Raw genomic sequence first — 25248 nt, 5'->3', positions numbered from 1 at the left:
CGGCACATGGCTGGATTTTGGGGCAGACGCAAACGCGAACAGGAAGAACTCGCCGCACAGGACGCGGACCTCGCCCGGCGTGCGGAACAGGCACTCGTCGCCGCCGACGAGCGCATCCGCACCACCTCCGACGAGCTCGTCTTCGCGGAGGCTGAGCTCGGCGAGTCCCTGACCGCCGACCTCAAGGCCGCGCTGCTGTCGGTGCGCACGCACCTGCGGGAGGCCTTCCAGCTCCACCAGCTCAACCACGACGAGATCCCGGACACCGACGAGGAGCTGCGCACGCGGAACGCGCGCATCCTGCAGCTCTGCGACTGGGCCCAGGACCTCCTGGACGAGAAGACCACCGTGCTCGCGGAGTCCGTCGCGAAGGTGCGGCGCGCGCCCGAGATCATCGCCCAGGTCCGCGCGGACGCCGAGGCGCTGAGCGCCCGCATCCCGCAGACGGACGAGACGGTGTCCCGGCTGTCCGCCCGCTACTCCGACTCCGCCATGCATCAGATCACCGCCAGCGCGGCCGAGGCGGAGCAGCTGATCCGTTTCGCGACCCACAGCGCCGACATCTCGGAGCGTCGCCGCGCGGCGAAGCAGAACGAGGAGGCGAACCTCGCGCTGGAGACGGCCACCGAGGCGACGCGTCGCGCCGCTGCCCTGCTCGACGCGGTGGAGGACTTCGAGATCGAGGCCCTGCGCGCCGAGTCGACCCTGGCCGAGGTCATCGCCGACTCCCGTAACGACCTCATCGCCGCCCGGACCGCTCCCTCCACGCCCGCCGTGGCGGAGGCCGTCGCCCGGCTGCAGGCGGCCCTGGCCTCCCTCACCCCCTCGGGCCAGCCCAACGACCCGTTCGCCGAGCTCTCGCGTCTGCGCGAAGCCAACGCCGGCCTCGACGACGCGATCGCCACGGCCCGGCATCGCGCCGAGAATCCGCTGCCGAGCATCGCGCAGGTCCAGCACGCGATCGACGACGCCGACCGCCAGCTGGGCGTCGCCCGCGGGCTCATCGCCGGGCATCGCGGATGGATCGGCGCCGATGCGCGCACCCGTCTCGCCGAGGCGGAACGACTCCGCGTCGATCTCCCGGCCCTGCTTCCTGCCGAAGAGACCCGCGAGGCGGCGCTCGCCCAGGCCCGCCGGGTCGCGCACCTCGCCGCGGAGGCCCTCCAGCTCGCGCAGCGCGACATCGACTCGTCCCGCCCGCAGGATCAGGACTGGGGCGGCGGCTGGGGCGGCGGTCCTCGTCGCGGCGGCGGGATGGGCGGCGGCGACCTCGCCTCCGGCATCCTCGGCGGGCTCGTCATCGGCAGCATCCTCGACGGCATCTTCGACTGACGCCGTCCGGTCTTCGCACGACAACGGCCCGACCCCCGCGGGGGTCGGGCCGTTCTCGGTCGTATCAGGAGGCGAGCGCCTCGGCGGGCGGAGCCTGCGTGCTCAGGGCGATGACACCGTAGTCCCAGCCCTTGCGGCGGTAGACCACGCTCGGGTGGTCGGTGCGCGCATCGACGAAGAGGAAGAAGTCGTGCCCGACGAGCTCCATCCGGTCGACGGCCTCCTCCACCGTCATCCACTCCGCCTCGAAGCTCTTCGTGCGGATGACGACGGGCGAGTAGTCCTCCTCCTCCTCGCTCTGCACCGGGATGCTGCCGGTCGCGACGGCGTGCAGCACCTCGGCGGAGGCCGGCTGCACGTCGATGCCCTCGAGCGAACCGCTGCCCTTCTCGAAGTGCGGGCCGCGCGGATGCTGTCGTCCGTCGACGCGCTTCTCCTTCGCGCGGCGCAGCTGCTCCGTCATCTTGTCGATCGCGAGGTCGAGAGCCACGAACTTGTCGCCGTCGACGGCCTCGGCACGGACCACGGGGCCCTTGCCGACCAGCGTCAGCTCGACCGTCTCGTCCGGGACGCGCCCGTTGCGGTAGACCCGGTGCGTGACCTTCACGTCCAGACGTTGCGCCTTGGCGGCGAGTGTCTGGATCTTGGCGATCTTCTCTTCGACGACGGTGCGGAAGCGATCGGTGATGCCCACTCCGACGCCCACGATGCTCGTTTCCATTGCTGCCTCCTTGTCCCGGTCCACCCGGCCAAGGGCGGACCGTGGTCGCCTTGTGACACCCCACCGTAGTCCGACGCGCGGCGGATGTCACGGCCCTCGACCCTGTGTCTCCGGTGAGTCTTCGATGAACCTCATCCGGATTCCGGCGACTTCGGCGTGGCGGCGAGCGCGACGGCCCCGACGACCACGAACCCGGCGGCGACGAGCGCCCGGACCGCCTCGTCGAGCGTGGCTCCCGTCGTGACCACGTCGTCCACGACCACCGCCGGGGCCCCGAGCCCCCGGCGCCGCGAGATCATCGCCCCGCGGACGTTCGCGGCGCGGTCCGGGGCAGCCAGCTCGCGCTGGTCGCGCACCCGGCGCGTGAGGGTCAGGACGCGCTGCGGATCGGCTCCGGCGCGCCGGACGAGGAGCTCCGGAACGCGGGTACCCCGACGACGGAACGCGGCGCGCGAGGTCGGCACCGGGACCACCCAGACCCCGGGGACGAGGACGGGCGTCAGGACAGCGGCGAGCGCGGCGCCGAGCGGCCGGGCCAGGAGCGTGTCGCCCTCCCCCTTCATCCGCCGGATGCAGGACGCTGCGGGACCCTCCAGAGCGAGCGCGGCTCGGACCCGCAGGCCCGCCGGCGTGCGCACCTCGCGCGGCGACGGATCGAGCGCGTTCCGGCAGTCGTCGCAGAGCAGCGTCCCCGGACGCTCGCACCCGGCGCACCGCGCGGCGAGCAGCAGGGCGCCGATCTCGGCGAGGAGCGCGTGCGTCCGTGTCGTGATCCCCATGCGGGCATCCTGTCGCCCGGAGCCGCCGCGCGGGCCACGAAGGGGACGAGGTGGGGGCGGACGGACGTCATCCGCCGCTGTGCAGGAGTGGTCACTCCCCGGCGCGGGTGGCGAGGATCGCGACGCCCTCCGTGACCTCACGCCACGCCGAGCCGGCGTGAGCGAACAGCTGACCATCGGCATCGAGGATGCGCACGCCCGCGGGAGTGCGGGCGCCGGCGACCGAGGCGGCGTCGCTGGGTGCGGTCTCCGCCGACCCGGGACCGCCGACCGGCTGCACCAGGAGCCGCGGGGTGGACGAATCGGTCAGGACGGCCAGGCGATCCGGACCCAGCCAGGCGAGTCCCGTCGACGCCTCGGTGAGCTGGAGCAGCGGGCGCATCTCGCCGAGGTCCGTCGGCACACCGGACCCGTCCCGCACCACCGACGCGACCGCGAGCCAGCGCTGGCCGCCGACCACGATCACCGCCGCCACGCGGGCGCCGTCCGCCGCCACCCGCAGGTCGGAGATGGAGGAGGCGCTCGGCCAGGCACCGGCGACCTTGTGGGGGACCACGTCCGGACCGACGGCCTGCACGGTCTGCGGCGCGCCCGCGGGGACCGACCACACGTAGCCGTAGGGGTCGAGGGACGGATGCACCAGGCCCGGACGAGCATCCAGCTCGTCGCGCGAGCTCTTGCCCACGAGGTACACATGGCCGTCGTCGAGCTGGAGCGCGGCACTCGCATCGTCCGCGGCGACGTCGATCGCCTCGATCGGCTGCGACACGGACTGGATCTGCGGGCTGATGGCGGGGATCGACGCGATCTCGTCGCCGACGATGCGCCCGAACACGCCGTCCTTCAGCACCAGCGTCCCCGGTTCCGGCGTGGAGTCGGCGAGCTCGACGACCCCCGCGTCGAGAGCCCTCCCGTCGACACTGAAGCGCACCTGGGTGACGTTCACGCCGGCGGCCCTCAACGTGGCCTGCAGCTGGGTGCGCATGCGCGCCAGGGTCGTCCGGTCGAGACCAGCCGCGGGACGGGTCAGCGACACCTCGGCGACCTGCGCCGTGATCAGCACCGCGTCCTGCGCCAGCTGCACGTCGGCGGGGAAGGCCGTCTGGACCGCCGGATCGAGCCACTCCGCCGGGGTTCCGGCGACGAGCGCCTGGGTCACCGTGGTCGCCGGGCTCTGACGGCGGGGGAACCACCGTATGTCCGGGACCAGCCGCGACCAGCCTGCATCGAACCACTGCAGCGAGTACCCCTCGAAGACGTTGGGGAACCGCGCCTCGTCGATCACGACGCCGTCCGGCGCCTGGGTGATGCGCCACTCGCCGTCCTCGCCCCGGGCCAGGGCGAACGGGATGCTCGAATCGCCGGGGGCACCGCTGTACGCCCCGGAGTCGTCCACGCTCGCGACCAGCTCGAGCAGTACCTGCACCTCGGCCTCGTCGGCGTCCTCGACCTGGTCATCGGCGACGTTCGAGGTCAGGGTCCGCGCCTCCGCTCCGGCGTCGATGGAGACGCCCGCCGACGGGCGCCAGCTCCGCTGCAGCGACGGCGCCAGGAACTCGCGCGCCGTGGCCCAGTTGTCCGAGGTCGTGATGCCCGCCTCGAGGAAGCCCTCCACGATCTCCTCCGGCCCCGCACCCGCGATCGGTCCGGAGGCGACGGGGAGGACGTCGACGTCGTCCGGCGACTCCCCGAGCTCGAGGCCGACCGCCACGTCTCCGCTCGTCGGCAGCCCCGCGCAGGCCGGCAGCAGCAGGGCCACGACCGCCACGGCAGCGGCGCGGAGGAGGCGACGTGACGCGCGCGTGGTCATGACTGGTCCTTCCCGTCGAGGAGATCAGAGTACGTCTCGGCGATGGAGATCGGCTGCGTGGCATCACCGAGCTCGGCGAGGGGCTCCTGCGGCTCCACCGGGATCGGACTGGGTCCGTCGAGCACCCGGTCGTGGCGGGGCACGGTGAGGACGAAGTGGGAGCCGACGCCGAGCTCGGACCAGACCGCCAGGGTCCCGCCGTGGAGGGTGGCGTCGCCGAGGGCGATCGACAGCCCGAGCCCGGTGCCGCCGATCGTGCGCTGACGCGACGGGTCCGCCCGCCAGAATCTGTCGAACACCCGCTCCGCGTCTCCGGGGTCCATGCCCAGCCCGAAGTCCCGGACGCCGGCCGCCACCGCGTGCTGGTTGCTGTCCACCGTGACGACGACCGGGCGTCCCTCGCCGTGCTCGATCGCGTTGCCGATGAGGTTGCGCAGCACCCGCCGCACGCGGCGCGGGTCCATGTCGACCGGCGAGTAGCCGCCGGGTGCCACGAGACGGATCTCCGTGCCGTGCCCTTCCGCGAGCGGCCGCATCTGCTCGATCACGTCCTCCGCGAGCTGCGCGAGACTCGTGGCCTCCAGCTCGAGCTGCACGGACCCCGCGTCGTAGCGACTGATCTCCAGCAGGTCGGCCAGCAGCGTGTCGAACCGCTGCACCTGCGCGTGCAGGAGCTCGGCGGTGCGTGCGGTCGTGGGATCGAACTCGTCACGCTGGTCGTTGAGCATGTCGGCGGCGAGGCGGATCGTCGTCAGCGGGGTCCTGAGCTCGTGCGAGACGTCGGACACGAAGCGCTGCTGCACCATGGACAGCTCGCCGAGCTCCTTGATCTGCGCCTCGATGCTGTCGGCCATCGCATTGAAGGAGCGGCCGAGGGTCGCGAGCTCGTCCTCGCCGTGCACCTCCAGCCGCACACCGAGATCGCCCGCCGCGAGCCGCGCGCTCGTCTCCGCCGCCTGGACGATCGGGGTCGACACGGTCCGCAGCACGATCCAGGAGATGGCCGCGACGATGGCGACCAGCCCGATGCCGGCGATCCACAGGGTCCTCTGCACGAAGACGAGGGTCTGGTCGGCGTCGGCGAGGTCGTAGGCGAAGTAGATCTCGAAGGATCCGGCCTGCGGCACCTGGAGCTGCTGCCCCACGACGATGCCCGGCACGACGCCGCCATCCTCGGTGAGCAGGGCGACGGACTGCCAGGCCTGCCGGTCGTCGAACTCGCGGACCCGGGCCTGCAGCTCGGGGCTCAGCAGATCCGGCGTCAGCCCGGCGGTGAAGCCGTTGAGCCGTACCGTCCCTGAACCGTCCTGGATCTTGAAGCCGGCGAGCTGGTCGGCACTCGACGTGCGCGAGAGGGTGTCCGGGATGCCGTTCCAGAGATCGGTCAGCGCCGCGGGGTCGTCGCCCACCTCCGCCACGTCCAGGAGCGACTGCGCCTGGTCCACCGCCCGGCGGGCATCCTCCAGCGCGACGTTCTTCCGCGACACGAAGAGGTCGTTCTGGATGACGAGCGCCATCGTGACGCACGTGATGAAGATCGCCAGCGACGTGGCGACCAGGGTGATCGCGAGGGTGCGGAACCGGAGCGACCGTCGCCACAGCGCCGCCAGCACGTCCGGCCAGCCGCGCCAGTCGCGGAGGACGGCGACGGCCGTGGTCGCTGTCGTCGCGGCCATGGGGTCTCTAGGTGACGCTGCCGGCGCGGTAGCCCACGCCGCGGACCGTCATGACGATCTTGGGGTTGTCCGGGTCGAGCTCGACCTTCGCCCGCAGGCGCTGCACGTGCACGTTCACGAGCCGCGTGTCGGCCTTGTAGTGGTAGCCCCAGACCTGCTCGAGGAGCATCTCGCGGGAGAACACCTGCTGCGGCTTGGAGGCGAGGGCCACGAGGAGCTGGAACTCCAGCGGCGTGAGGGCGATCGGCGTCGTCCCGCGGCGCACCTCGTGCGCGTCCACGTCGACGGTGAGGTCGCCGATCCGCAGCTGCTCGCTGGAGGCCTGCGGTGTCGGCCGCAGCCGGGTGCGGATGCGGGCCACGAGCTCCTTGGGATTGAACGGCTTGACCATGTAGTCGTCGGCGCCGACCTCGAGACCGCGCACCACGTCGGCCGTGTCGCTGCGTGCCGTCAGCATGATGATCGGCACCCCCGACTCGGCGCGGATCCGCGTGCAGATCTCGATGCCGTCCATACCGGGGAGCATCAGGTCGAGGAGCACCAGGTCGGGACGCTGCGCGCGCCACTCGTCGACGGCGCGCGCGCCGTCCGCGCAGAACACCGGCTCGAATCCCTCCGTGCGCAGCACGATGCCGATCATCTCGGCGAGCGCGGTGTCGTCGTCGACCACAAGGATGCGTGAGGTCATAACTGTTACCTTATGGCACCGAGTCCCGCCCTCCGCAGGTCTGCGCCTCAGCGCGAGGATATGACACGATGGGAGCGCACGACGGAGGGAGGCCCGTGAGCGGCCAGACGTGGACCCCAGCTCCCCGGAAGGGCATCATCCCCCTTCACCCGCTGACCTTCGGCATGCTGCTGGGCAAGGCCTTCGCGGCGCTGCGGCACAACCCCAAGGTCCTGTTCGGGTTCGCCGTCGTCATCCAGCTCATCGTGGTCATCGCCACGGCCGGGGTGATGGGCGTCGTCCTGTTCACGACGTTCTCCCGGTTGGAGACGGTCTCCCCCTCCTCCCCCGACTTCGAGGCCGTGTTCGCCGGCACGATCGCCATCAACCTCCTCGCCGGGCTCCTCGTCGGGCTCGCGTCCATCGCGTTCACCGCGATCATGCAGGGCGTCGTGGCCGCCGAGGTCGGCTACGCCACGGTCGGCGTCAAGGCCACGCTGCGCATGCTGTGGCGCCGGATGGCCCCGGCATTCTGGCGGCTCGCGGGATTCGCCTCCCTCTCGGTGCTCGCCCTCTTCGGCGGCCTCGCCATCGTCGCGGGCGTCATCGGCGCGCTCATCGCCGGCGGCCTCGGCGGCACCCCGGAGATGATCGGCATCGTCGTGCTCGTCGTGGTCCTCCTGGGCCTGGCCGCGATCCCGCTCACGGTGTGGCTGTCGACCAAGCTGCTGCTCGTCCCGTCGATCCTCGTGCTGGAGCGCGCCCGGTTCCGCGAGGCGTTCGTGCGGTCCTGGCGCCTGACCCGCGGCCGCTTCTGGGTCGCATTCGGCGTGACCTTCCTCATCAGCCTGATCATGGGCCTGGCGATGCAGGTGGTCAGTTTCCCGACCGCCATGCTCTCCTCGTTCCTCGGCACCGTCATCGCGCCCACCGGCGCCAGTGAGCCGAGCGCGGTGGTCGGGTACGTCTTCGCCCTCCTCGCCCCGCAGGTTCTCCTGCTGATCCTGCAGGCGATCGCCATCGTCGTGCAGAGCACCGGCGGCGTGCTCGTCTACCTCGACTGCCGGATGCGCTATGAGGGTCTCGACCAGGCCCTCCTCTCCCATGTCGAGCGCCGCGACCTCGGCGTCCCCGAGGATCAGCTCGGCGATCCCTTCGCGGTCGATCCCTCGCGGGCCGTCACCAGCGCTCCCCCGCCGCGTCAGGTGCCGGAGCACGTCATGATGACGCAGGCGTACGGCGCCCCCGGATACGGCGCCCCCGGGTACGGCGCGCCCGGATACGGGGCTCCCGGATACGGGGCTCCCGGATACGGGGCTCCCGGATATCCGGCGCCGGGTGCGCAGACGGCGCCTCCCTCCTTCGCCCCGCCGCCCCCACCCGCGCCGGCACCCCCGGCCTCGCCCCCCGCCGATGCCGATGCGGGAGGCGGATGGACGGCTCCGGGCAGCTCCCCGCAGCCATGATGCGGCGCTTCGACGACGTCTTCGTCCCGGACGGGGAGGAGGCACGACGCTGGGCCGAGGAGGAGCTGTCCAACCCGCGGTACGCGGACGCGAAGCCCACCTGGTTCGATCTGTTCGCGCGCGACGTGATGCGCTTCCTCGGCGACCTCTTCAGCGGGGACAACGGCGCGAACGTCGGCCCCACCGCGCTCATCGTCGTCACGGTGCTCATCGCGGCGGCCCTGGTCACCGCTCTGCTCGTCTGGGGACGTCCCCGACGGTCGCGAGCGATCCGCCGCCCCCAGGGCGACCTGCTCGGCGCCGCCGACGATCGCAGCGCCGCGCAGCTCCGCGCCGATGCCGAGCGCAGCGCACGGCAGAACGACTGGGACACGGCTGTCGTGCTGCGCTATCGGGCCATCGCCCGCAGCCTGCTCGAGCGCGATCTCATCGATCCGGCACCCGGCGCGACCGCGCAGTCGATCGCCCGGTCCGCGAGCGCGGTGTTCGCCGAGGAGGCCGAGTCCCTGCGCCGCGCCGCCGCGTCCTTCGACGATGTGCGGTACCTGCGCCATCCCGCCGCCGAAGACGACTACCGCCACCTCGCCGCGACCGACGAGCGGCTCCGCGCCCACCGCCCAGAGGCGGTGCCGGCATGACGACGACCGCCCCTCCCGACGAGGCCGTCGACACCACCGCGGAGCGGCCGAAGCGTCGCACCGCGTCCCTGTGGGGATGGGTCCTCGTCGCGGTGCTCGTGATCGCCGTGGCCCTCGCGGCTTCGCAGCTCGCCGCGACCGGTCCCGGTGCGCGGGGCGCGCTCGACCCGGAGAGCCGGTCCGACACCGGCGCCCTGGCGCTCGCCGAGCTCCTCCGGGATCAGGGCGTCGAGGTCGAGGTCGTCCGCTCCCGGGCGGCAGCCGCGGCCGCCCTCGACGAGGACAGCACGCTCGCCCTGACCAACCCCTACACGCTCTCCGACGAGGCTCTGGCGGATCTGCTCGCGCCGGCCGACCGTGTGGTCTTCCTCTCCACCGGCACGCACCTCCTCTCCGAGCTGGCGATCGGCGAGAATGCCTCCGGCTCGGCGGCCCCCCGGCCGGCCGCGTGCGCCGTGCCCGCGTTCGCCGAGGTCGGCGACATCCGTCCCGATCGACTCTTCGCCCCCGCCGACGGTGTCACCGGCTGCTTCGCCGACGGCGATGCGGCCGCCGTGCTGGTGGACGACCGTGACGGACACCGAGCCGTCGTCGAGGGCGTCAAGCTCTTCAGCAATGCGACCCTCGCCGAGGACGGCAACGCCGCGCTCGGTCTCGCCCTGCTCGGACAGACCGCGCGCGTGGTCTGGTACGTGCCGTCCTACGAGGACACCGACATCCAGGGCGCGACCCCCGATACGCTCGGCACCCTCACCCCGGACTGGGTCACCCCGGCGATCCTGCTGCTGCTCACCGCGGGCCTGGCCGTGGCCGTGGCCCGGGGCCGACGATTCGGTCCGCTCGTCGCCGAGACCCTGCCGGTCACCGTGCGCGCCTCGGAGACGATGCACGGACGCGCCCGTCTGACGGCGAGGGCGGCCGACGCCCCGCACGCGACCGAGGCGCTCCGAGAGGGAACCCGTCGGCGGTTGGCGCGGCGGCTGGGCCTGGCCGTGCACGCGAGTGCGGACGAGGTGGCGGACGCCGCCGCCGACCGGCTGCGGATCCCGCGCGGCACGCTGCAGAGCCTGCTGGCGGGACCGCCGCCCACCGACGACGCGGCACTGGTCACCCTCGCCCGACGCCTCGACGAGCTGGAGACCGCCGTGGAGACGAGCGCGCAGACCCCACGGAGCGACGCATGAGCACCTGCCCACCCCGCATCCTTTTCCCGACCGAAGCCGAGGAGACCCCGTGACCGACGAGAACAGTCCCGCCGACGACGCCGCGCTGCGCCAGGCCATGCACCGCGTCCGCACCGAGGTCGACAAGGCGGTGGTCGGCCAGGCCGGTACGGTCACCGGCCTGCTCGTCTCGCTCCTGGCCCGCGGCCACGTCCTGCTCGAGGGGGTGCCCGGAGTGGCGAAGACCCTCGTGGTGCGCTCGTTCGCGCGGGCTCTGGGGCTCGACACCAAGAGGGTCCAGTTCACCCCCGACCTGATGCCGGGCGACGTCACGGGATCCCTCGTGTACGACGCCAGGACCGGGGAGTTCGACTTCCGCGCCGGACCGGTGTTCACGCACATCCTGCTCGCGGACGAGATCAACCGCACGCCTCCCAAGACCCAGGCGGCGCTCCTGGAGGCGATGGAGGAACGCCAGGTCTCCGCGGACGGCGTCAGCCGCGCGCTGCCCGATCCCTTCCTCGTCGCGGCGACGCAGAACCCCATCGAGCACGAGGGGACGTACTCGCTGCCGGAGGCGCAGCTCGACCGCTTCCTGATGAAGCTCGTCGTGGGCATGCCGGAGCGGGACGCGGAGGTGTCCGTGCTGCGACGCCACGCCCAGGGCTTCTCCCCGCGGGAGCTCACCGGCGTCGAGGCGGTGATCGGCGCCGACGAGATCCGTGCCGCGCAGCAGGCGGCTGCGCGGGTCGACGTGACGGACGATGTCCTGGGCTACGTGGTCGACCTCGCCCGCGCGACCCGGCAGTCCCCCTCCGTCGAGCTCGGCGCCAGTCCCCGGGCCTCGACCGGCCTGCTCGCCGCGGCGAAGGCATGGGCGTGGCTCAACGCCTCCACCGCCGTGACCCCGGACCACGTCCAGACGATGCTCGTCCCGGTGTGGCGGCATCGCCTGCAGCTCCGCCCCGACGCCCAGATGGAGGGCGTGTCCGCCGACGCCGTGCTGACGTCGGTGGTCCAGCAGACCCGGGTGCCGATCTAGGTGTTCGTCACGGGCCGCCTCGCCGTCGCCCTCGCCGTCGGCATCGTGCCGCTGGTCCTCGCGGGACTGGCGGGGTACCCGCCGTACGCCATGCTGGGCGGATGGATCGGGCTCTGCGTGCTCCTCGTCGTGGTCGATCTCGTCTTCGCGGGTGACCCCCGCGCGGCGACCGTCACCCGGCGCGTCCCGGCGCGTGCGCGTCTCGGCGAGCAGATCCCGGTCAGCGTGGCGGTGGAGAACCGCGGGGCCCGACTGCTCGACGTCCTCCTCCGCGACGCCTGGCAGCCCACCGCCGGCGCGCCGGAGTCGCGACAGCACCTGCGCATCCCGCCTGGCGAGCGCCGGCGCGTGGACATCCCGCTCCGTCCGCGACGCCGCGGCGAGCTGGTCAGCGCCTTCGTCGTGCTCCGCTCCCGCGGCCCGCTGGGCCTCGCCGGCCGCCAGGCGCGGCACCCCGTCCGCGGCGCGATCCGCGTGCTGCCGGCGTTCTCCTCGCGCAAGCACCTGCCGTCGCGGCTCGCGCGCCTGCGCGAGCTCGACGGGAACACGAGCATCCAGGTACGCGGCCAGGGCACGGAGTTCGACTCTCTGCGCGAGTACGTGCGCGGCGACGATGTGCGCTCGATCGACTGGCGGGCGACGGCACGCGCGGGCACCACGATGCTCCGCACCTGGCGCCCGGAGCGCGATCGGCACGTCGTCCTCATCGTCGACACCGGACGGACGGCGGCCGCACGCGTGGGCGACGGCACGAGACTCGACGCCGCGCTGGAGGCGGCCCTGCTGCTCTCCGCGCTCGCCTCCCGCGCCGGTGATCACGTGCACCTGCTCATGCACGACCGTGTCACCCGGGCGCGGGTCACCGGCGTGGACGGCACCGGGCTCCTGCCCGCGCTGACCGACGCCATGGCCCCGGTGCACGCCCGTCTCGTCGACACGGACTGGCACGCGGCCTTCGCGGCGGTGCGCACCCTGACGACCCGCCCCTCCCTCATCGTCGTGCTCACCGCTCAGGACGCGGCCGAGTCCGCCCGGGGCTTCCTCGGGGCCTTCCCCGACGCCTCCCGGGCCACCACGGTGCTCGTCGGGTCGGTGACCGATGACGGCATCGCCGCGCTCGCCCGTGCCCGGGGGTCCCGCGAGGAGGTCTACCTCGCCGCCGCCGCCGAGCGCACGCTTCGCGACGCCGAGAACGTCGCGGACGCGATCCGCCGGGCGGGCGGGGAGGCCATCGCCGCCGACCCGGAGGATCTGCCGCCCCGGATCGCCGACCGCTACCTCGAGCTCAAGGCGGCGGGACGGCTCTGACCGCGGTCCGCGGAGGCGTCAGCCCGCGACGAGCCGTGGCGTGCCCGACTCGTACTCCACCAGATCGCCGGTCTCGCCCCGCAGGTGCGCCCGGCGGCCGACGACGAGCATGTAGATGAGGAACACCGCGAGCGCCGCCGCACCGATGCCGATCTTGACCGGCCAGGGCAGCGCCCAGCCGGTGACGAAGCCCTCCACGAGTCCGGAGAGGAAGAGCGCGAACACGAGTCCGAGGGCGACCGTGGCCAGCGCCCTGCCCTCCGCGGCGAGCGCTTCACCGCGCGTGCGGGGGCCGGGCACCACCCACGCCCAGAACATGTGCAGGCCGGCGGCCGCGGCGACGAAGATGCACGTCATCTCCAGCATGCCGTGCGGCAGGATGTAGAGGACCATGAGGTCGGCCTTGTCGTGGATCGCCATCACGGCCCCGGACGTGCCGAGGCCCAGGGCGTTCTGCACGAGCATGTAGACGGGCCAGATCCCGGTCACGCCGAACAGCACGCATTGCATCGCGATCCAGGCGTTGTTCGTCCAGACCATGCCCATGAACACCGCGGCGGGGTTCTCCGTGTAGTACCCGGTGAAGCTCTCGTCGGCATACTGCTGGAGGGCGTCGGGCGGCCCGAGGGTGGCGACGAGGGCGGGATCGCTCGCGATCCAGGCGGCGGTCCCGACGGCGACGGCCACGAAGGCGAGAGCGATGACGAGGGTCGTCCATCGCAGCCGGTACAGCGCCGCCGGCAGCTGCAGCCGGAAGAAGCGCGCCGTCTGGGTGAGGATGCTGTCCGCGGCGCCGGTGAGACGGAGTCGCGCGCGCACGAGGATCGTGGAGAGGTAGGCGCCCTGCGGCGACTCGCCGATGGAGGTCTTCAGCTCCGCGAGGTCGGCCGAGGCGGCGCGATAGCGCACGATGAGCTCGTCGACGCCGGCGCCGTCGAGACGAGCCCGGCTCAGGGCGTCCAACCGCTCCCATTCGGACCGGCGCGCATCGGCGAGGGCATCGGCATCCACCTGATTTACTGTACTCATGTCCGCGCAGATCGACGTCTCCGACGAGGTGCTCTCCGGAGAGGCGGTCGCGATCGACGTGCAGCCCGTGGGGTTCCTCCTCCGGGCGGCGGGGGCCGTGATCGACATGCTGCTGGGCTACGCCGTCTTCGTCGGATCGATCTTCCTGCGCCTCTGGCTCCTCGACATCGGCGTGCTCGACCCGGCCACGGATCGCATCGCCCTCGTGGCCTCCCTCGTCGTCAGCTTCGTCGTCCTGCCGATCACGATGGAGGTGGCCCTCAAGGGCCGCAGCCTCGGCAAGCTCGCGGTCGGCGGGCGGATCGTGCGGATGGACGGCGGCGCGGCGGGGTTCCGGCATGCGTTCATCCGCGCCCTGCTCGGTGTGCTGGAGATCTACCTCACCTTCGGCGGCCTCGCGGTCCTGGTCGGCGCCTTCACGGCGCGATCCCAGCGGCTGGGCGACCTCGTCGCCGGGACCTACAGCCAGCGGGTGCGCACGCCGAAGCTGTTCACCCCGGCTCCCGTCCTGCCTCCCGCGCTGGCAGGGTGGGCGCAGGTCGCCGACGTGGCCCGTCTCCCCGACCGCCTCGCCCGCCGCATCTCGCAGTTCCTCGTGAGCGCCCCGCGCATGCTCCCGGCGGCGCGCGAGCGCGTGGCGGCCGATCTGCTGGCCGAGGCGACACCGTACGTCTCCCCCGTGCCGGCCGCGCCCGCGGAGCTCGTCCTGGTCGGCGTCACCGTGCTGCGGCGGGAGCGGGAGCGGCGGGCGCTGGAGAACGCCGACCGTCGGGCGGAGAAGCTCACCGGGCGGCGCCTGGGCGTCTGAGGGCGGCCCGCACCCGTGGTTCTCCTCGAGCGGCGGTCTTCGGTCAGGCGCGGAGGGCCTCGTGACGCACGACCAGCCAGCCCGCGGGAACCGACAGCCGATCGGCATGCGGCGCGCACAGATCGTGCGCCTGCGGGTCGTTGGCCGCGCCGAGCGGGCCGAGCGCGGCCATCTGGTCGCCGTAGTCATATGTGAGGGTGGCCACGGCCTCTCGCGCGCAGCCGACCTTCGAGCACAGTCGTCCGTCCATCACCGTCAGCGTACGGCTCCCGGCCGCGCGGGCGGCGGTGCCGCGCCGGGCGGGTACGCAGCGCCTAGACTTTCGGCATGCCCCGTCGTCGATCCGCCTCCGTCTCCGGTGTCCGTCGCGGCGCGCGACACGGCCGGCACGGACGGCTCGGCCGCAGCGAGGTCGTGAAGCCCCCGCTCGCCCCGCTGGACGGGCGCATCGACCGCTTCGACCTCACCGTCGGGACCGCCGTCGAGTTCCTCCGCGGCACGTGGCCGGAGCTCCAGGACGTCCGCTTCGAGATCGGTGCGCTGCCGAGCGCCGAGGCCGACGGCGAGGTGCCCCGCTGGCACCTGGACCGGGACCGGCGGAGGATCGTGCTCTTCCGCATCCCGATCGAGCGCCTCCTTCCCCCCGGCCACGACGACGCCACCCATCGCCGGCTGGCGATCGAGAGCGCCGTCTTCCGTGCCGCGGCCGAATACGTCGGCCGCGAGCCGTGGGACCTGGGGCACGATCACTGAACGCGCCGCCCTCCCTGCTCAGGGATAGACGGTGATCGAGCTCTCCACCCCGGCGGGCGCGGGGACCGGCAGGACGGCCAGCGCCCCGGCTCCCGTCAGCGTCACCGCCGCGTGCACCGGCCCCGCGGGCTGGAGCAGGTAGGACCGATCGGCGCGGACCTCGACCGCGCGGGTGCCGCCGGCCGGAACGGTGATCTCCTGCGGAGCGTCTCCCTCGATCGTGCGGAGGGTGACCGTGACCTCCTCGTCCGCGGGGTTGGCCAGCTGCAGCTTCGGGCTCGGCCCCGCGGGGACCGCGAAGGCCACCTCGGTGTCGATCTGCGGTGCGGGCGTCACCCAGGCGAAGTCGGAGTCCGCCCCGAAGCCGTCCTGCTGCCGGACTCCGGCGACGACCGGTGCGTCCGCATCGATCTCCACGGTGTAGGTCCCGGGCTCCAGTCCGCTCAGCGACACCTGCGTCGGCTCGTCCGCGGTGAGCGGCACGACGAACTCGTCGAGTCCGGCGGCACCGCTCTGCCCCGTGACCCGCACGCGCGCCGTGGCGTCCGCTCCGGGGGCGAGCAGGCGGAGGACGGTCATGTCGCCCTGGTCGCCCTCGGTCTCGAAGGCCTGCACCCCCGGGAGGACGAGGTGCTGCTGCGGGCCGGCGACCGCCTCCTGCTGGTCCGCGCCCACGGGGTCGAGCACCCGCATCAGGGCGGACTGCAGCACAGCACGCACGGGGGCTCCGACGGCGCTGACCTTGACGACGGGCACGTCGTTGCCCGCCGCGACGGAGGTCAGCGGAAGGGCGGTCTGCGTGCGCGGCGGCACGATCACTGTGCGGCCGCCCCGAGCGGTCCCGTAGACGGCGAGCGTCACGGTCGCCGCGACATCGGAGGCGTTCGCGAGCAGGACGACGTCCTCCGCACCGGTGCCGACCGACCCGCCGATCAACCACGACTCCAGGCGCGGCACGCCGCAGGGCGAGGCCGCGAGGCCCGCGAGGTCGTCGGCGGCGAGCCTCACCGACTCCGCTCCGGCGATCAGGGGCGCCGACCGGCCCTCCACCGCGCCGGTGAGCACGGGGACGTCGTCGCCGTCCACGAGGTCAGGGGCGGCGAGCCCCGACGACGTCGGTGCACCCGACGTGCCTCCCGCGGTCACCCGTGGCGTGCCCGCGGCGCGCATCTCCAGCGGCGCCGCCGTGTTCCGACCGAGGGCGCGGAAGTCGCCGGAGCACAGCAGGACGCTGTCCCCGGGAAGCGGCGTCACCTGTTCCTGTGCGGGCTCATGGGTCACGGTGGGCCACGGGGCGTGCACCGCCGCGACCACCCCGACGACGCACGCCGCCGCGACCACGACGCCGGTGGCGAGGCGCGCGCTCGTGGCGACGACTCGGAATGCGCGCGTGCCGGTCATCGGTCCTCCTCCGCCGTGCGGGCGTCGTCCTGGCGTGCGGCGACCGGGCCGCCGTGCGCGTCGGGAGCACCCGTGGTGTCGTCCTCATCCGCCGCCTGCGGCGGATCCGCGCCGTCGTCCCCTGGTTCGGCGTCCGCGATCGGGGCAAGGGCCTCGTCGCGGAGAGCCGGTTCGTCCTGCGGGTCCTCCACGGCACCCACCGGGGGCTCGTCCACGGTCTCCGGCTCGCGATCCTCGGCGTGCCGCGGGAGCACCAGCGGCTCCTCGGGCGCTCGGCCGACGATGCGGGACCGCGCCCGCGCGGCGCGCCGCGACGCACGGGTCGGGATGGACAGCAGCAGGGCGGCGAGGACGACCAGCAGCTGGACGGTCACGACGAGGCGCGCCGTGCCCTCCGCGCTCCCGCTCAGCTCGGCGGGCGCGGCGGGCTTCCCCTCGAGACGCCACAGGACGCCGCGGTCGGTGGACCCGGCCTGCATGAGACCGGCGCGCTGGTCGATGGCCGCCACGGACGCGGTCCGCAGCGACCGGGCCCGATCCCCCTCATCGTCCACCGCCGCGAGGAGCACGTAGCTGATCCCCCGGTCGAGCAGTTCCGAGGGCGCGTCGAAGTCGCGGGCCGAGATGAGGTCCACCGCGAGGGTGGAGACGTCGTCGCCCTGGGGCTCGACCGCGGTCGAGAGCATCGTCGTCTGTGCGCCCAGGGTCTCACTGGCGCCGTGGACGACCTCGACGGCGAGCCCGCCGTCGTTCTGCGGCGTGAGGATGAGGGTCGCGACGGGCTGGTCTCCGGCCGCCTGTGCGCGCACGTACGCCGGAAGCGTCGATTCGGGACCGTTGGTCAGCGCGGATCGATCGGTGTGGAGCGCGGTGAGGGCAGGTACGGCGCAGGCGACGAGTGCGAGAGCCGCCACACCCGTCGCGGCGACGCGGAGCCGAGGCAGCGGGAAGGCCGTGTCCAGGGTGACCGTCGCGGCGCCGACCACGCCGATCCACGCGAGGCTCAATCCGGTGCCCGGCCAGATCGGGACGGCGGTGCCCTGCGTGAAGGCGACGCTGACGCCCACGGCGAGGAACGCGGTCGCCAGGCCGGTCAGGGCGACGACCAGGAGAGTGATGCCGGCGCGCCACCGCGGGGACACGGCGGACCCGAGGGCGAGCAGCGCGAGCGGAGCGCACAGCAGTGCCGCCCAGGTGCCGGGGACGACCGTCGCCCAGCCGGCGAGATCCTCGGTCGGGAACCCGGTGGCGAGGGCGAGACGCCCGGCGGCATCGGCCGCGGCCTGCGGCCCGAGCCAGGTCAGGCCGGGGTCCGCGAACAGGCCCAGGGGGGTGCCGTGGGCGAGCTGCCAGAAGACCAGCGGCGCGAACAGGGCAGCCGTGGGCAGGGGCAGCCAGAGAAGGCGGCCGGCGCCGCGGAACTGCGCGGTGCCGAGCACGATCCCGAGCGCCACGACCCACAGCACGGCGAGCGCCGGCGCGAGGACCGGTGCGCACGCCACGACGGCGGCGAGGAGCAGGGACGCGCTGCCGGCGGCGCCCCAGGAGCGGTGTGCGACGACCGCGGAGTGGAACAGCCACGGCAGCAGCAGATGCACGAGGACCGCGGCCGGTCGGCCGTCGACGAGCGCGGTGAGGAAGGTCGGCGCGAGGGCCCACGCGATACCGGCGAAGATGCGCAGACCGGCACGATCGGTGACCCGGGTGGCGGCGAACCACCCGCCGAGGACGGCGAGGGGAAGCGCGAGGATCCACAGCAGGACCACCGCGAAGGAGGGCGCACCGGGCCACAGCGAGCCGAGCAGGGCGACGACGGCGGCGAACGGATCGGCGGGGCCGCCGACGTCGAGACCGACCCCGCGCATCCCCCAGGCCGCGTCCCGCCACAGCGCGCCGACGGTCTCCCGCAGCGGAAGCAGGCCGCCCCCGCCCAGCGCCGGCCAGGCGAGGAGGCTGGTGAAGGAGGCGATGCTCACCACGAGAGCGGCCAGGACCGCCCACGCCCCGCCGCCGGAGAAGAAGCGGAGCTCGCTGACGGCTCCGTGCTCGCTGCCGTGCCCGTCGTCGAGCCGGCGTCGCAACTGCGACGGCGTGACCCGCAGCGGGGCGATGCTCGCCCAGGTGGAGGAGCGGAAGGACCGGATCCGAGCCCGCGATCGGGCGACGGCCCCGAACCGGAGCATGGCGGTGAGGGCGGCTCCCCACTCCGGGAACACCGCCTCCGGCCGCTTGCCGACGAGATGGGCGAGGGAGCGCCAGAGCGCGAGGGGCAGGAAGGTCAGCCAGTGCAGGGGGACTGCGGCCGCCGGGGCGTAAGCGAGACGCCGATGCAGTTGCGCGAGACGGGTGACGAAGGCACGGCGGGATCGTCCTGTCGGCAGTGCCGCCGGACCGTCCGGAGCGGCGGAGACCCGCGCCGCCGGGGCGAGCACGACCCGACCGCCTCCGAGCCGAGCGCGCACGCCGAGATCGAGACCCTCGTCCGCGCCGGCCAGGGCGGGATCGGGGCGCAGGGTCTCGCGCACCTCGCCGCGGATGAGCAGGCCGCGGATGTCGGCGCCGAGAGCGTCGTCCATCCGATCGTGCTGGCCCTGATCCAGCTCCCCCGCCGCGAGCTCCACCGCGCGGCCGAAGGTGGTCATGCTCACACCCAGGGACACGATCTCGCGGTCGTTGTCGGTGGCGACGAGCTTCGGCGCGACGATCGCGGCGGACGGCGAGCGCTCCAGCATGCCGGTGAGGCGCTCCAGGGCGCGCGGGTGCGGCGCGGTGTCCTGCGCGAGGATCCAGATCGCGGAGCCGTCGAGGATGCGGGGGCGCGCCAGGTCGATGGCCTCGGCGAAGGACGTCGAGGGCCGCGCCTCGATGATGCCCTCGACCGTGGCGGCGACCGCTTCGCTCTCCCGAGCGGTGGCGGCGTCGCCGCACATGATCAGCGTGACGGCCGCGGGCGGGACGGTCTGGGCGCGCACGGCGTCGAGCGTGCGGAGGAGCTGGGCGCGTGCGGAAGGGCCGGGGCGCGCGACGATGAGGGCATGAACTCGGGCTGGCATGACGTGGTCAGCCTATGCGCGCTGTCACGCCGGGTAGCGCACCGCTCCCGGCGCGCCCACGAAGCCGCGCGGCGGAGAGGCGTCAGCTGGCGCGGCGCTTGAGCTTGCGACGCTCGCGCTCGGAGAGGCCGCCCCAGATGCCGAAGCGCTCGTCGTTGGCCAGCGCGTACTCGAGGCACTCGCCACGCACGTCGCACGAGGTGCAGATGCGCTTGGCGTCGCGCGTGGAGCCGCCCTTCTCCGGGAAGAAGGCCTCGGGGTCGGTCTGCGAGCACAGGGCGTCGCTCTGCCACGCGAGGGCGTTGTCGTCGTCCGGGTCGGACCGGCGGACCCCGGGGACACCGAGGTTGACCGGATCGACGAACCAGTTCTCCGGCACATCGGAACGGTATCCCGTCATCTCGACCTCCAACCCTTCAAAAACCGCCCCCCTGGCGGGCCGTGCTCACCTAATTACACCCGTGTCATTCGCTGCGGTCAAGTCGCGGATCGTAAACCCTCAAGCGATTCTTGAAGGTTCATGGACGTCTCTCGGCGTGTCGCGCCCGCGCGGATCAGTGCCCGGGGGTGGCCACGAAGGCCTCCCCCGTGCCCGAGAGCGTCAGGCGGCGCTCCTCGGCATCGGCGAAGGCGACCGCACCGACCCGGAGCGCGATGTCCGCTCCCGACTCCGTGGCCACGCGGACCGCACCGCCGGTGGCCAGCACCATCGTCGGGCCGTCCACCTCCACGGCGATCGGCTCGCCGTCGAGGCGCACCCGGCGGAGGGCGAAGTCCGGCACCGGCACGGAGTACGTCGTCACGGCCTCGTCGCCCTCCGGCCGCAGCACCGGCACCTCGCCGGGCGTGGTGTCCAGGATCGCGAGCAGCTCCGGCACGTCGATGCGCTTGGGCGTCAGGCCGCCGCGGAGCACGTTGTCGCTGGCCGCCATGATCTCCACGCCGAGACCGGAGAGGTACGCGTGCAGCAGGCCCGCCCGCAGGAAGACGCCCTCGCCGCGACGCAGCACGAGATGGTTCATGAGCAGAGCGACCACGACCCCCGGATCTCCGGGCGAGGTCTCGGCGATGGCGGCGACGGCGCGCAGCGACGGGTGCTCCTGACCGGCGGGTCCGTCCGCGGCACGGCGGACGGCGGCGATGACCTCGTCCACCGCGGTCTGCGCCTCTCCCCCGAGCAGCCACCCGATCGCGTCTCCGAGCGGGTCCGCCGCGCCCGTGAGCCGCTCGCGCAGGGACCGCACCCCCGGGACGTCGTCGAGGGCGTCGAGGAGACGCAGGGTGTCGGCGACCGGACGCAGACCGCTGAGCGATTCGAAGCGCTCGCTGAGGGCGACGAGGAGCTCCGGCTTGTGGTTGTCGTCGCGGTAGTTGCGTCGCGGGTCGTCGAGCGGCAGGGCGCTCTCCCGCGCCCAGCCGGCCCTCGCCTGCTCCTTCGTCGGGTGCACCTGGATCGACAGCGGCCGCGCGGCCGCGAGCAGCTTCAGCAGGTAGGGCAGCGTGCCACCCGTCACCTCGTCCAGCGTCCCTCCGCCGTCGAGGTCGGCGGGGTCGCCCGGGTGGTCGCCGAACCACACCTCGGCCTCGGGCGCCCCGGACGGCACGCGCCCTTCGAGTTCGGCGAGGAGCGACGGCGACCCCCAGGCGTAGTCGCGGGGCACGTTCGTGAGGCTGCGCAGCATGCCCCCAGCGTAGAGCCCGGGGCGACGGACGGGTCGGATCCGGGCCCGTCGAGGTAGCCTGAGTCGCGATGGCCCAGTACACCAAGCACCCGGTGGCCGCCCCGCCCACCGCGCCCGAGCGCGAATCCACGGGGCACCTCCTGCTGCGCGGGTACGTCATCGCCGTCCTCTTCGTGGCGTTCGCCCACTCCGCGGTCTACAACCTGCTGGGAGAGGTCGGCGCGGCGATCACGCTCGCACTCTTCACCGCGGCCACGCTGGCGATCGGGATCCCGATGCTCGCCCGGAACCGTCCGCAGCCGTTCCGCTGGCGCCGGCTGCCGTGGGCGGCCCTCGGCTACGCGACCCTCGCCCTCCTCTCCGTCGTCTGGTCGCAGTGGCGTGTGCCGACCGTGGCGACGGGCGTCCTGTTCGCCGCGGTCACCGTGAACGGCCTCTTCATCGCGCACGTGCTCACGTGGCACGAGATCGTCCGCGCGCTGTCCTCCGCGTTCAAGTGGATCCTGGGGCTGTCCCTCGCCCTCGAACTCTGGGTCTCGCTCGTCCTGCACGGCCCGCTGCTGCCGAACTTCGTCGACCTCCCGCCGGGGAAGATCGACCCGCAGTGGTACTGGGTCCGCGACAACCTCTTCGACGGAGGGCGCATCCAGGGCATCCTCGGCAACGCGAACCTGCTCGGCATCGTGTCGCTCTTCGCCCTCATCACCTTCGGCGTGCTGTTCGCGGCGAGGTCGCGCTGGCGCACGACGCTCGCGCTGTGGATGCTGCTGGCCGCGTACTTCCTGTTCCGCACCGCGTCGGCCACGGCCCTCGCGTGCGCCGGGGCCGCCGCCGTCGTGCTCCTCGTCGCCCTGCTCATGCGGCGCGCCGCCTCACCGGGGGCGCGCACCCGGATCTACGTCATCGCGATCGGGGCGTCCGCCGCGGGCGCCCTCGTGCTCTGGCTGCTGCGCGAACCGCTGCTCGGCCTGCTCGGCCGCAGCGCGGATCTGACCGGCCGGTCGAGCAAGATCTGGGAGAAGGTCCTGGAGCGCGTCGCGGAGCACCCCGTGATCGGCAACGGGTTCTCGAGTCCCTGGGTGCCCACCGACCCGGCCTTCGACGGCTGGATCGTCGACCACGGCATCACCGTCTTCCACGCCCACAACATGTGGTTGGACGTGCTGCTGCAGCTCGGCATCGTCGGCCTCGTGCTGATGGCCGTCGCGTACGGCAGTCTGCTCTGGCGCTCCTGGTTCTTCGCCGTCGACCGGCCGCGATGGGATCTCGACGCGCATCGTCCCTACTCTCCGCTGACGCTGCTGCCCAGCCTGTTCACCGTGGTGCTGCTGGTGCAGGGGCTCACGGAGTCCACCCCGATCATGCTGTGGGGCTGGCTGCTCCTGGTGCTCCTGTCCTTCAAGCTCAAGTCGGTGCCGCTGGTCGGCGTCGGCGAACGGGACCTCGTCTTCGAGCGCGGCGCGACGCCGCGGCGGGTGCCGTGACGACGGGGCATCGCCTCGCCCGCCTCCTCGGCTCGGCGGAGATGGCCAGGGCGTTCACGCTCGCGGCGCTGCTGGCGGTGTTCGGCTCGTTCGCGATCGAGCGGATGACGTCGGCGGTCACGCTCGCCACCGTCATCACCGCGCTCTGCCTGCTCGGCGCGGCGATCCTGTGGGTGCGGCGGGAGGAGCTGTCCGCGCTGCGGATCGCGCCGTCCTCGCTGCTGGCGTTCCTGGCGTGGGCCCTCGTGAGCCTGCTGTGGACGACCGACCGCTCCGACACGATCCTGGGCTGGCTGTCGCTCTTCGGCTACGCCTTCCTCGCCATCACCATCGGGCACGTCCGCGACACCCTGCAGACCGTGCGGGCGCTGGGCGACACCCTCCGCGTGCTCCTCGGCATCTCGCTCGGGGTCGAGATCCTGTCCGGGATCCTCCTCGACCTCCCCTTCGCGTTCCTCGGCATCCAGGGCAACCTCGCGGACGGCGGACCCATCCAGGGCCTGTTCGGCAGTCGCAACATGCTCGGCTTCATCGCCGTGCTCGCCCTCATCACGTTCGTGATCGAATGGCGCACGCAGTCGGTCGACCCGCCCCTCGCCGTCGGCTCTGTCGCCCTCGCCGGCGGCCTCGCGTTCCTGTCCGCGTCGCCCACCGTGCTGGTGCTCGCCGGCGCGGTCGGGGTGGTCACGGTCGCCCTCACCATCGTCCGCCATACCCCGCCGGCGCGTCGCAACGTCGTGCAGTGGGCGCTGGGGGTGCTCGTCGCGCTCGCCCTCACGGTGGCGTTCGCGTTGCGCCACCAGATCATCGCCCTCCTCGACGCCGGGTCGGACTTCTCCATGCGCGCGGAGCTGTGGAACATGATCCTGGACTTCGTCGCGGTCAAGCCGATCACCGGGTGGGGGTGGTTCGGCGACTGGGCACGCGGGGAGTACCCGTTCACGTTCATCAACTTCCAGCTCGACGACCGCCACCAGAGCGCGCTGAACGCGTTCTTCGACGTGCTGCTGCAGCTCGGCGCCGCGGGTCTGGTGCTCTTCCTCCTGCTCGGCGGCATCGCACTGATCCGCTCGTGGCTGGTCGCGAGCGTGCGCCGCTCGGTCGTCTACGCGTGGACGCCGATCACGCTGGTCACCCTGGCGGTCGACTCGATGTTCGAGAGCTTCACGCTCGTGGACGCCGGCTGGTTCATGCTCGTGCTGTGCGCCCTGCGGGCCGGACAGTCCCGGTCGTGGCGCGAGAACATCGACGCCGCGCATACCGGCGCCATCCCCACACTGCGCCCGCAGGAGTGACGGCGTGCCGTCAGCGGACGGTGGGGAGCTTCTGCGCCCAGGCGAGGGCATCGCGGACGCCGTCTTCGACGGAGCGCTCCGCACGCCACCCCAGCATCTCGCGCGCCCGCTCCACGATCGCGAAGGCGCCGGCCTGGTCCCCGGGCCGGCGATCGGTCTCGACGACGGGCAGCGGGTCCCCGGTCACCCTCTCGAAGGCCCGTACCAGCTCGCGGACCGTGACACCGTCGCCGGTGCCCAGGTTGATCACCTGATACGGCTGCTCCGGCGTCGCGACATCTTCGAACCGGGTCACCGCCGCGACGTGCGCGAGCGCGAGGTCCCAGACGTGGATGTAGTCCCGCAGGCCCGATCCGTCGCGGGTCGCCCAGTCGGTGCCGGTGATCGTGAACGGCTCCCCCGCCGCCCGCGCCTGCATGATCTTGCCGAGCGCGTGCGACGGAGTCGGGTTCTGCAGTCCGGTCCGCAGCTGCGGGTCGGCGCCGATCGGGTTGAAGTAGCGGAGCGCGATGGCGCGGAAGTCGCCTGCGGCGGCCGCATCCGCGAGGATCTGCTCGACCATGGCCTTCGTCGCCGCGTAGGGGCTCGAAGGGGCGAGGCGGCCGCTCTCATCCACCCCGTCGCCGGTCTCCCCCGCGTAGATCGACGCCGACGAGCTGAAGACGATTCGCGCGATACCGGCGTCGCGCAGGCGTCGGAGCAGAGTGATCGTCTTGCCGACATTGCTGTCGTAGTAGCCGAGCGGATCGGCGACGGACTCCGGCACGACGATCCGGGCGGCACAGTGCACGACGGCATCGATGTCGGGGTGCTCCGCCAGCAGCCGGTCGAGGACGGCGGCGTCGGCGATGTCGCCGACGTAGAGGTTGCGCCCCTCGCCGAAAGCCGCCAGCCCGGTGGACAGGTCGTCGAGGACCACGACCTCGATCCCGGCTTCGATGCATGCCGTCGCCACGGTCGATCCGATGTAGCCGGCCCCGCCGGTGATCAGTACCTTCATCGCGGTCAGTCTAACCAGCCGCGCCGAGCGCCAGGGGTCGGCTCTCCGCAGATCCGAAGGCGACCACCGGTAGGCTACTCACTGCTCGTCGAGTCCCGCGCTGCCCTCCGGCAGCGGCCGCGGCACCAACAACGGAGAACC

Annotated in this window: 22 protein-coding genes; 10 read left to right on the top strand and 12 right to left on the bottom strand. The window is 73.0% G+C overall.

The genetic code is table 11. From position 1 onward, the window contains the following. The first annotated feature begins 6 nt into the window (after window positions 1–6). Window positions 7–1332 carry a hypothetical protein gene (locus B7W94_RS13720; RefSeq protein ID WP_085607165.1) on the top strand — a complete coding sequence of 442 codons (1326 nt, stop codon included), beginning with the start codon at window positions 7–9 and terminating at the stop codon, window positions 1330–1332. A gap of 64 nt (window positions 1333–1396) precedes the next feature. Here B7W94_RS13720 and hpf read toward each other — a convergent pair whose 3' ends face one another. From hpf to mtrA, 5 genes are all read right to left on the bottom strand, one after another. Then, entirely contained in the window at window positions 1397–2053 is a 657-nt protein-coding gene (gene hpf, locus B7W94_RS13715; protein WP_085607163.1) for a ribosome hibernation-promoting factor, HPF/YfiA family, read from the bottom strand. A gap of 131 nt (window positions 2054–2184) precedes the next feature. Next, complete coding sequence (locus tag B7W94_RS13710; RefSeq protein ID WP_085607161.1) at window positions 2185–2832, bottom strand: ComF family protein; 648 nt, start codon at window positions 2830–2832, stop codon at window positions 2185–2187. 91 nt (window positions 2833–2923) lie between these two features. After that, window positions 2924–4642, bottom strand: a complete 1719-nt coding sequence (locus B7W94_RS13705; protein WP_085607159.1) for an LpqB family beta-propeller domain-containing protein — start codon at window positions 4640–4642, stop codon at window positions 2924–2926. Continuing rightward, window positions 4639–6318: an MtrAB system histidine kinase MtrB gene (mtrB, locus tag B7W94_RS13700; RefSeq protein WP_085607157.1), complete on the bottom strand. Its 1680-nt coding sequence runs from the start codon at window positions 6316–6318 to the stop codon at window positions 4639–4641. The genes B7W94_RS13705 and mtrB overlap by 4 nt, the downstream gene beginning before the upstream one ends. Window positions 6319–6325: 7 nt before the next feature. Next, window positions 6326–7006, bottom strand: coding sequence for an MtrAB system response regulator MtrA (mtrA, locus tag B7W94_RS13695; protein WP_025103044.1), 681 nt, complete (start codon window positions 7004–7006; stop codon window positions 6326–6328). 95 nt (window positions 7007–7101) lie between these two features. Here mtrA and B7W94_RS13690 point away from each other — a divergent pair, with 95 nt between their 5' ends. From B7W94_RS13690 to B7W94_RS13670, 5 genes are all read left to right on the top strand, one after another. Then, window positions 7102–8451 (top strand): glycerophosphoryl diester phosphodiesterase membrane domain-containing protein, encoded by a 1350-nt coding sequence (locus B7W94_RS13690; RefSeq protein WP_253247443.1) that lies wholly within the window; start codon window positions 7102–7104, stop codon window positions 8449–8451. Next, a complete protein-coding gene (locus tag B7W94_RS13685) occupies window positions 8418–9089 on the top strand; it encodes a DUF4129 domain-containing protein (RefSeq protein ID WP_085607153.1) in 672 nt (223 codons plus the stop codon). Before B7W94_RS13690 ends, B7W94_RS13685 begins: the two co-directional genes overlap by 34 nt. Then, window positions 9086–10273 carry a DUF4350 domain-containing protein gene (locus B7W94_RS13680; RefSeq protein ID WP_085607151.1) on the top strand — a complete coding sequence of 396 codons (1188 nt, stop codon included), beginning with the start codon at window positions 9086–9088 and terminating at the stop codon, window positions 10271–10273. The genes B7W94_RS13685 and B7W94_RS13680 overlap by 4 nt, the downstream gene beginning before the upstream one ends. Window positions 10274–10370: 97 nt before the next feature. Further along, a complete protein-coding gene (locus B7W94_RS13675) occupies window positions 10371–11294 on the top strand; it encodes an AAA family ATPase (RefSeq protein WP_231729611.1) in 924 nt (307 codons plus the stop codon). After that, window positions 11295–12602, top strand: coding sequence for a DUF58 domain-containing protein (locus tag B7W94_RS13670; protein WP_085607149.1), 1308 nt, complete (start codon window positions 11295–11297; stop codon window positions 12600–12602). An 18-nt stretch (window positions 12603–12620) separates the two neighbouring features. On the opposite strand, the gene B7W94_RS13665 is transcribed toward B7W94_RS13670, so the two are convergent. Beyond that, window positions 12621–13613, bottom strand: coding sequence for a stage II sporulation protein M (locus B7W94_RS13665; protein ID WP_025103038.1), 993 nt, complete (start codon window positions 13611–13613; stop codon window positions 12621–12623). Between the two features lie 16 nt (window positions 13614–13629). Between B7W94_RS13665 and B7W94_RS13660 the strand changes: the two genes are divergently transcribed. Then, window positions 13630–14439, top strand: a complete 810-nt coding sequence (locus B7W94_RS13660) for an RDD family protein (RefSeq protein ID WP_025103037.1) — start codon at window positions 13630–13632, stop codon at window positions 14437–14439. Window positions 14440–14482: 43 nt separating this feature from the next. On the opposite strand, the gene B7W94_RS13655 is transcribed toward B7W94_RS13660, so the two are convergent. Beyond that, complete coding sequence (locus tag B7W94_RS13655; RefSeq protein WP_025103036.1) at window positions 14483–14689, bottom strand: DUF3499 family protein; 207 nt, start codon at window positions 14687–14689, stop codon at window positions 14483–14485. Between the two features lie 77 nt (window positions 14690–14766). On the opposite strand from B7W94_RS13655, the gene B7W94_RS13650 reads away from it, so the two are divergent. Further along, on the top strand, window positions 14767–15192 hold the full coding sequence (locus tag B7W94_RS13650; RefSeq protein WP_249521541.1) for a hypothetical protein: 426 nt from the start codon (window positions 14767–14769) through the stop codon (window positions 15190–15192). An 18-nt stretch (window positions 15193–15210) separates the two neighbouring features. On the opposite strand, the gene B7W94_RS13645 is transcribed toward B7W94_RS13650, so the two are convergent. From B7W94_RS13645 to manA, 4 genes are all read right to left on the bottom strand, one after another. Next, complete coding sequence (locus tag B7W94_RS13645) at window positions 15211–16593, bottom strand: DUF5719 family protein (RefSeq protein ID WP_085607147.1); 1383 nt, start codon at window positions 16591–16593, stop codon at window positions 15211–15213. Further along, complete coding sequence (locus B7W94_RS13640) at window positions 16590–19646, bottom strand: glycosyltransferase (RefSeq protein ID WP_085607145.1); 3057 nt, start codon at window positions 19644–19646, stop codon at window positions 16590–16592. The genes B7W94_RS13645 and B7W94_RS13640 overlap by 4 nt, the downstream gene beginning before the upstream one ends. Window positions 19647–19728: 82 nt before the next feature. After that, window positions 19729–20046, bottom strand: a complete 318-nt coding sequence (locus B7W94_RS13635; RefSeq protein ID WP_025103032.1) for a WhiB family transcriptional regulator — start codon at window positions 20044–20046, stop codon at window positions 19729–19731. A 154-nt stretch (window positions 20047–20200) separates the two neighbouring features. Continuing rightward, window positions 20201–21328 (bottom strand): mannose-6-phosphate isomerase, class I, encoded by a 1128-nt coding sequence (manA, locus tag B7W94_RS13630; RefSeq protein WP_085607143.1) that lies wholly within the window; start codon window positions 21326–21328, stop codon window positions 20201–20203. Between the two features lie 68 nt (window positions 21329–21396). On the opposite strand from manA, the gene B7W94_RS13625 reads away from it, so the two are divergent. Both B7W94_RS13625 and B7W94_RS13620 read left to right on the top strand, forming a co-directional pair. After that, window positions 21397–22812 carry an O-antigen ligase family protein gene (locus tag B7W94_RS13625; protein ID WP_085607141.1) on the top strand — a complete coding sequence of 472 codons (1416 nt, stop codon included), beginning with the start codon at window positions 21397–21399 and terminating at the stop codon, window positions 22810–22812. Beyond that, window positions 22809–24107, top strand: a complete 1299-nt coding sequence (locus B7W94_RS13620) for an O-antigen ligase family protein (protein ID WP_253247442.1) — start codon at window positions 22809–22811, stop codon at window positions 24105–24107. The genes B7W94_RS13625 and B7W94_RS13620 overlap by 4 nt, the downstream gene beginning before the upstream one ends. Window positions 24108–24117: 10 nt before the next feature. Here the strand turns inward: B7W94_RS13620 and galE are convergent, their stop codons facing one another. Next, on the bottom strand, window positions 24118–25107 hold the full coding sequence (gene galE, locus B7W94_RS13615) for a UDP-glucose 4-epimerase GalE (RefSeq protein WP_085607139.1): 990 nt from the start codon (window positions 25105–25107) through the stop codon (window positions 24118–24120). Window positions 25108–25248 lie beyond the last annotated feature (141 nt).

Source organism: Microbacterium sp. LEMMJ01 (genome assembly GCF_002114135.1).
Lineage (GTDB): Bacteria > Actinomycetota > Actinomycetes > Actinomycetales > Microbacteriaceae > Microbacterium.
Note: the sequence above shows the minus strand (reverse complement) of the source record. Positions and strands in the feature narration are given on the sequence as shown.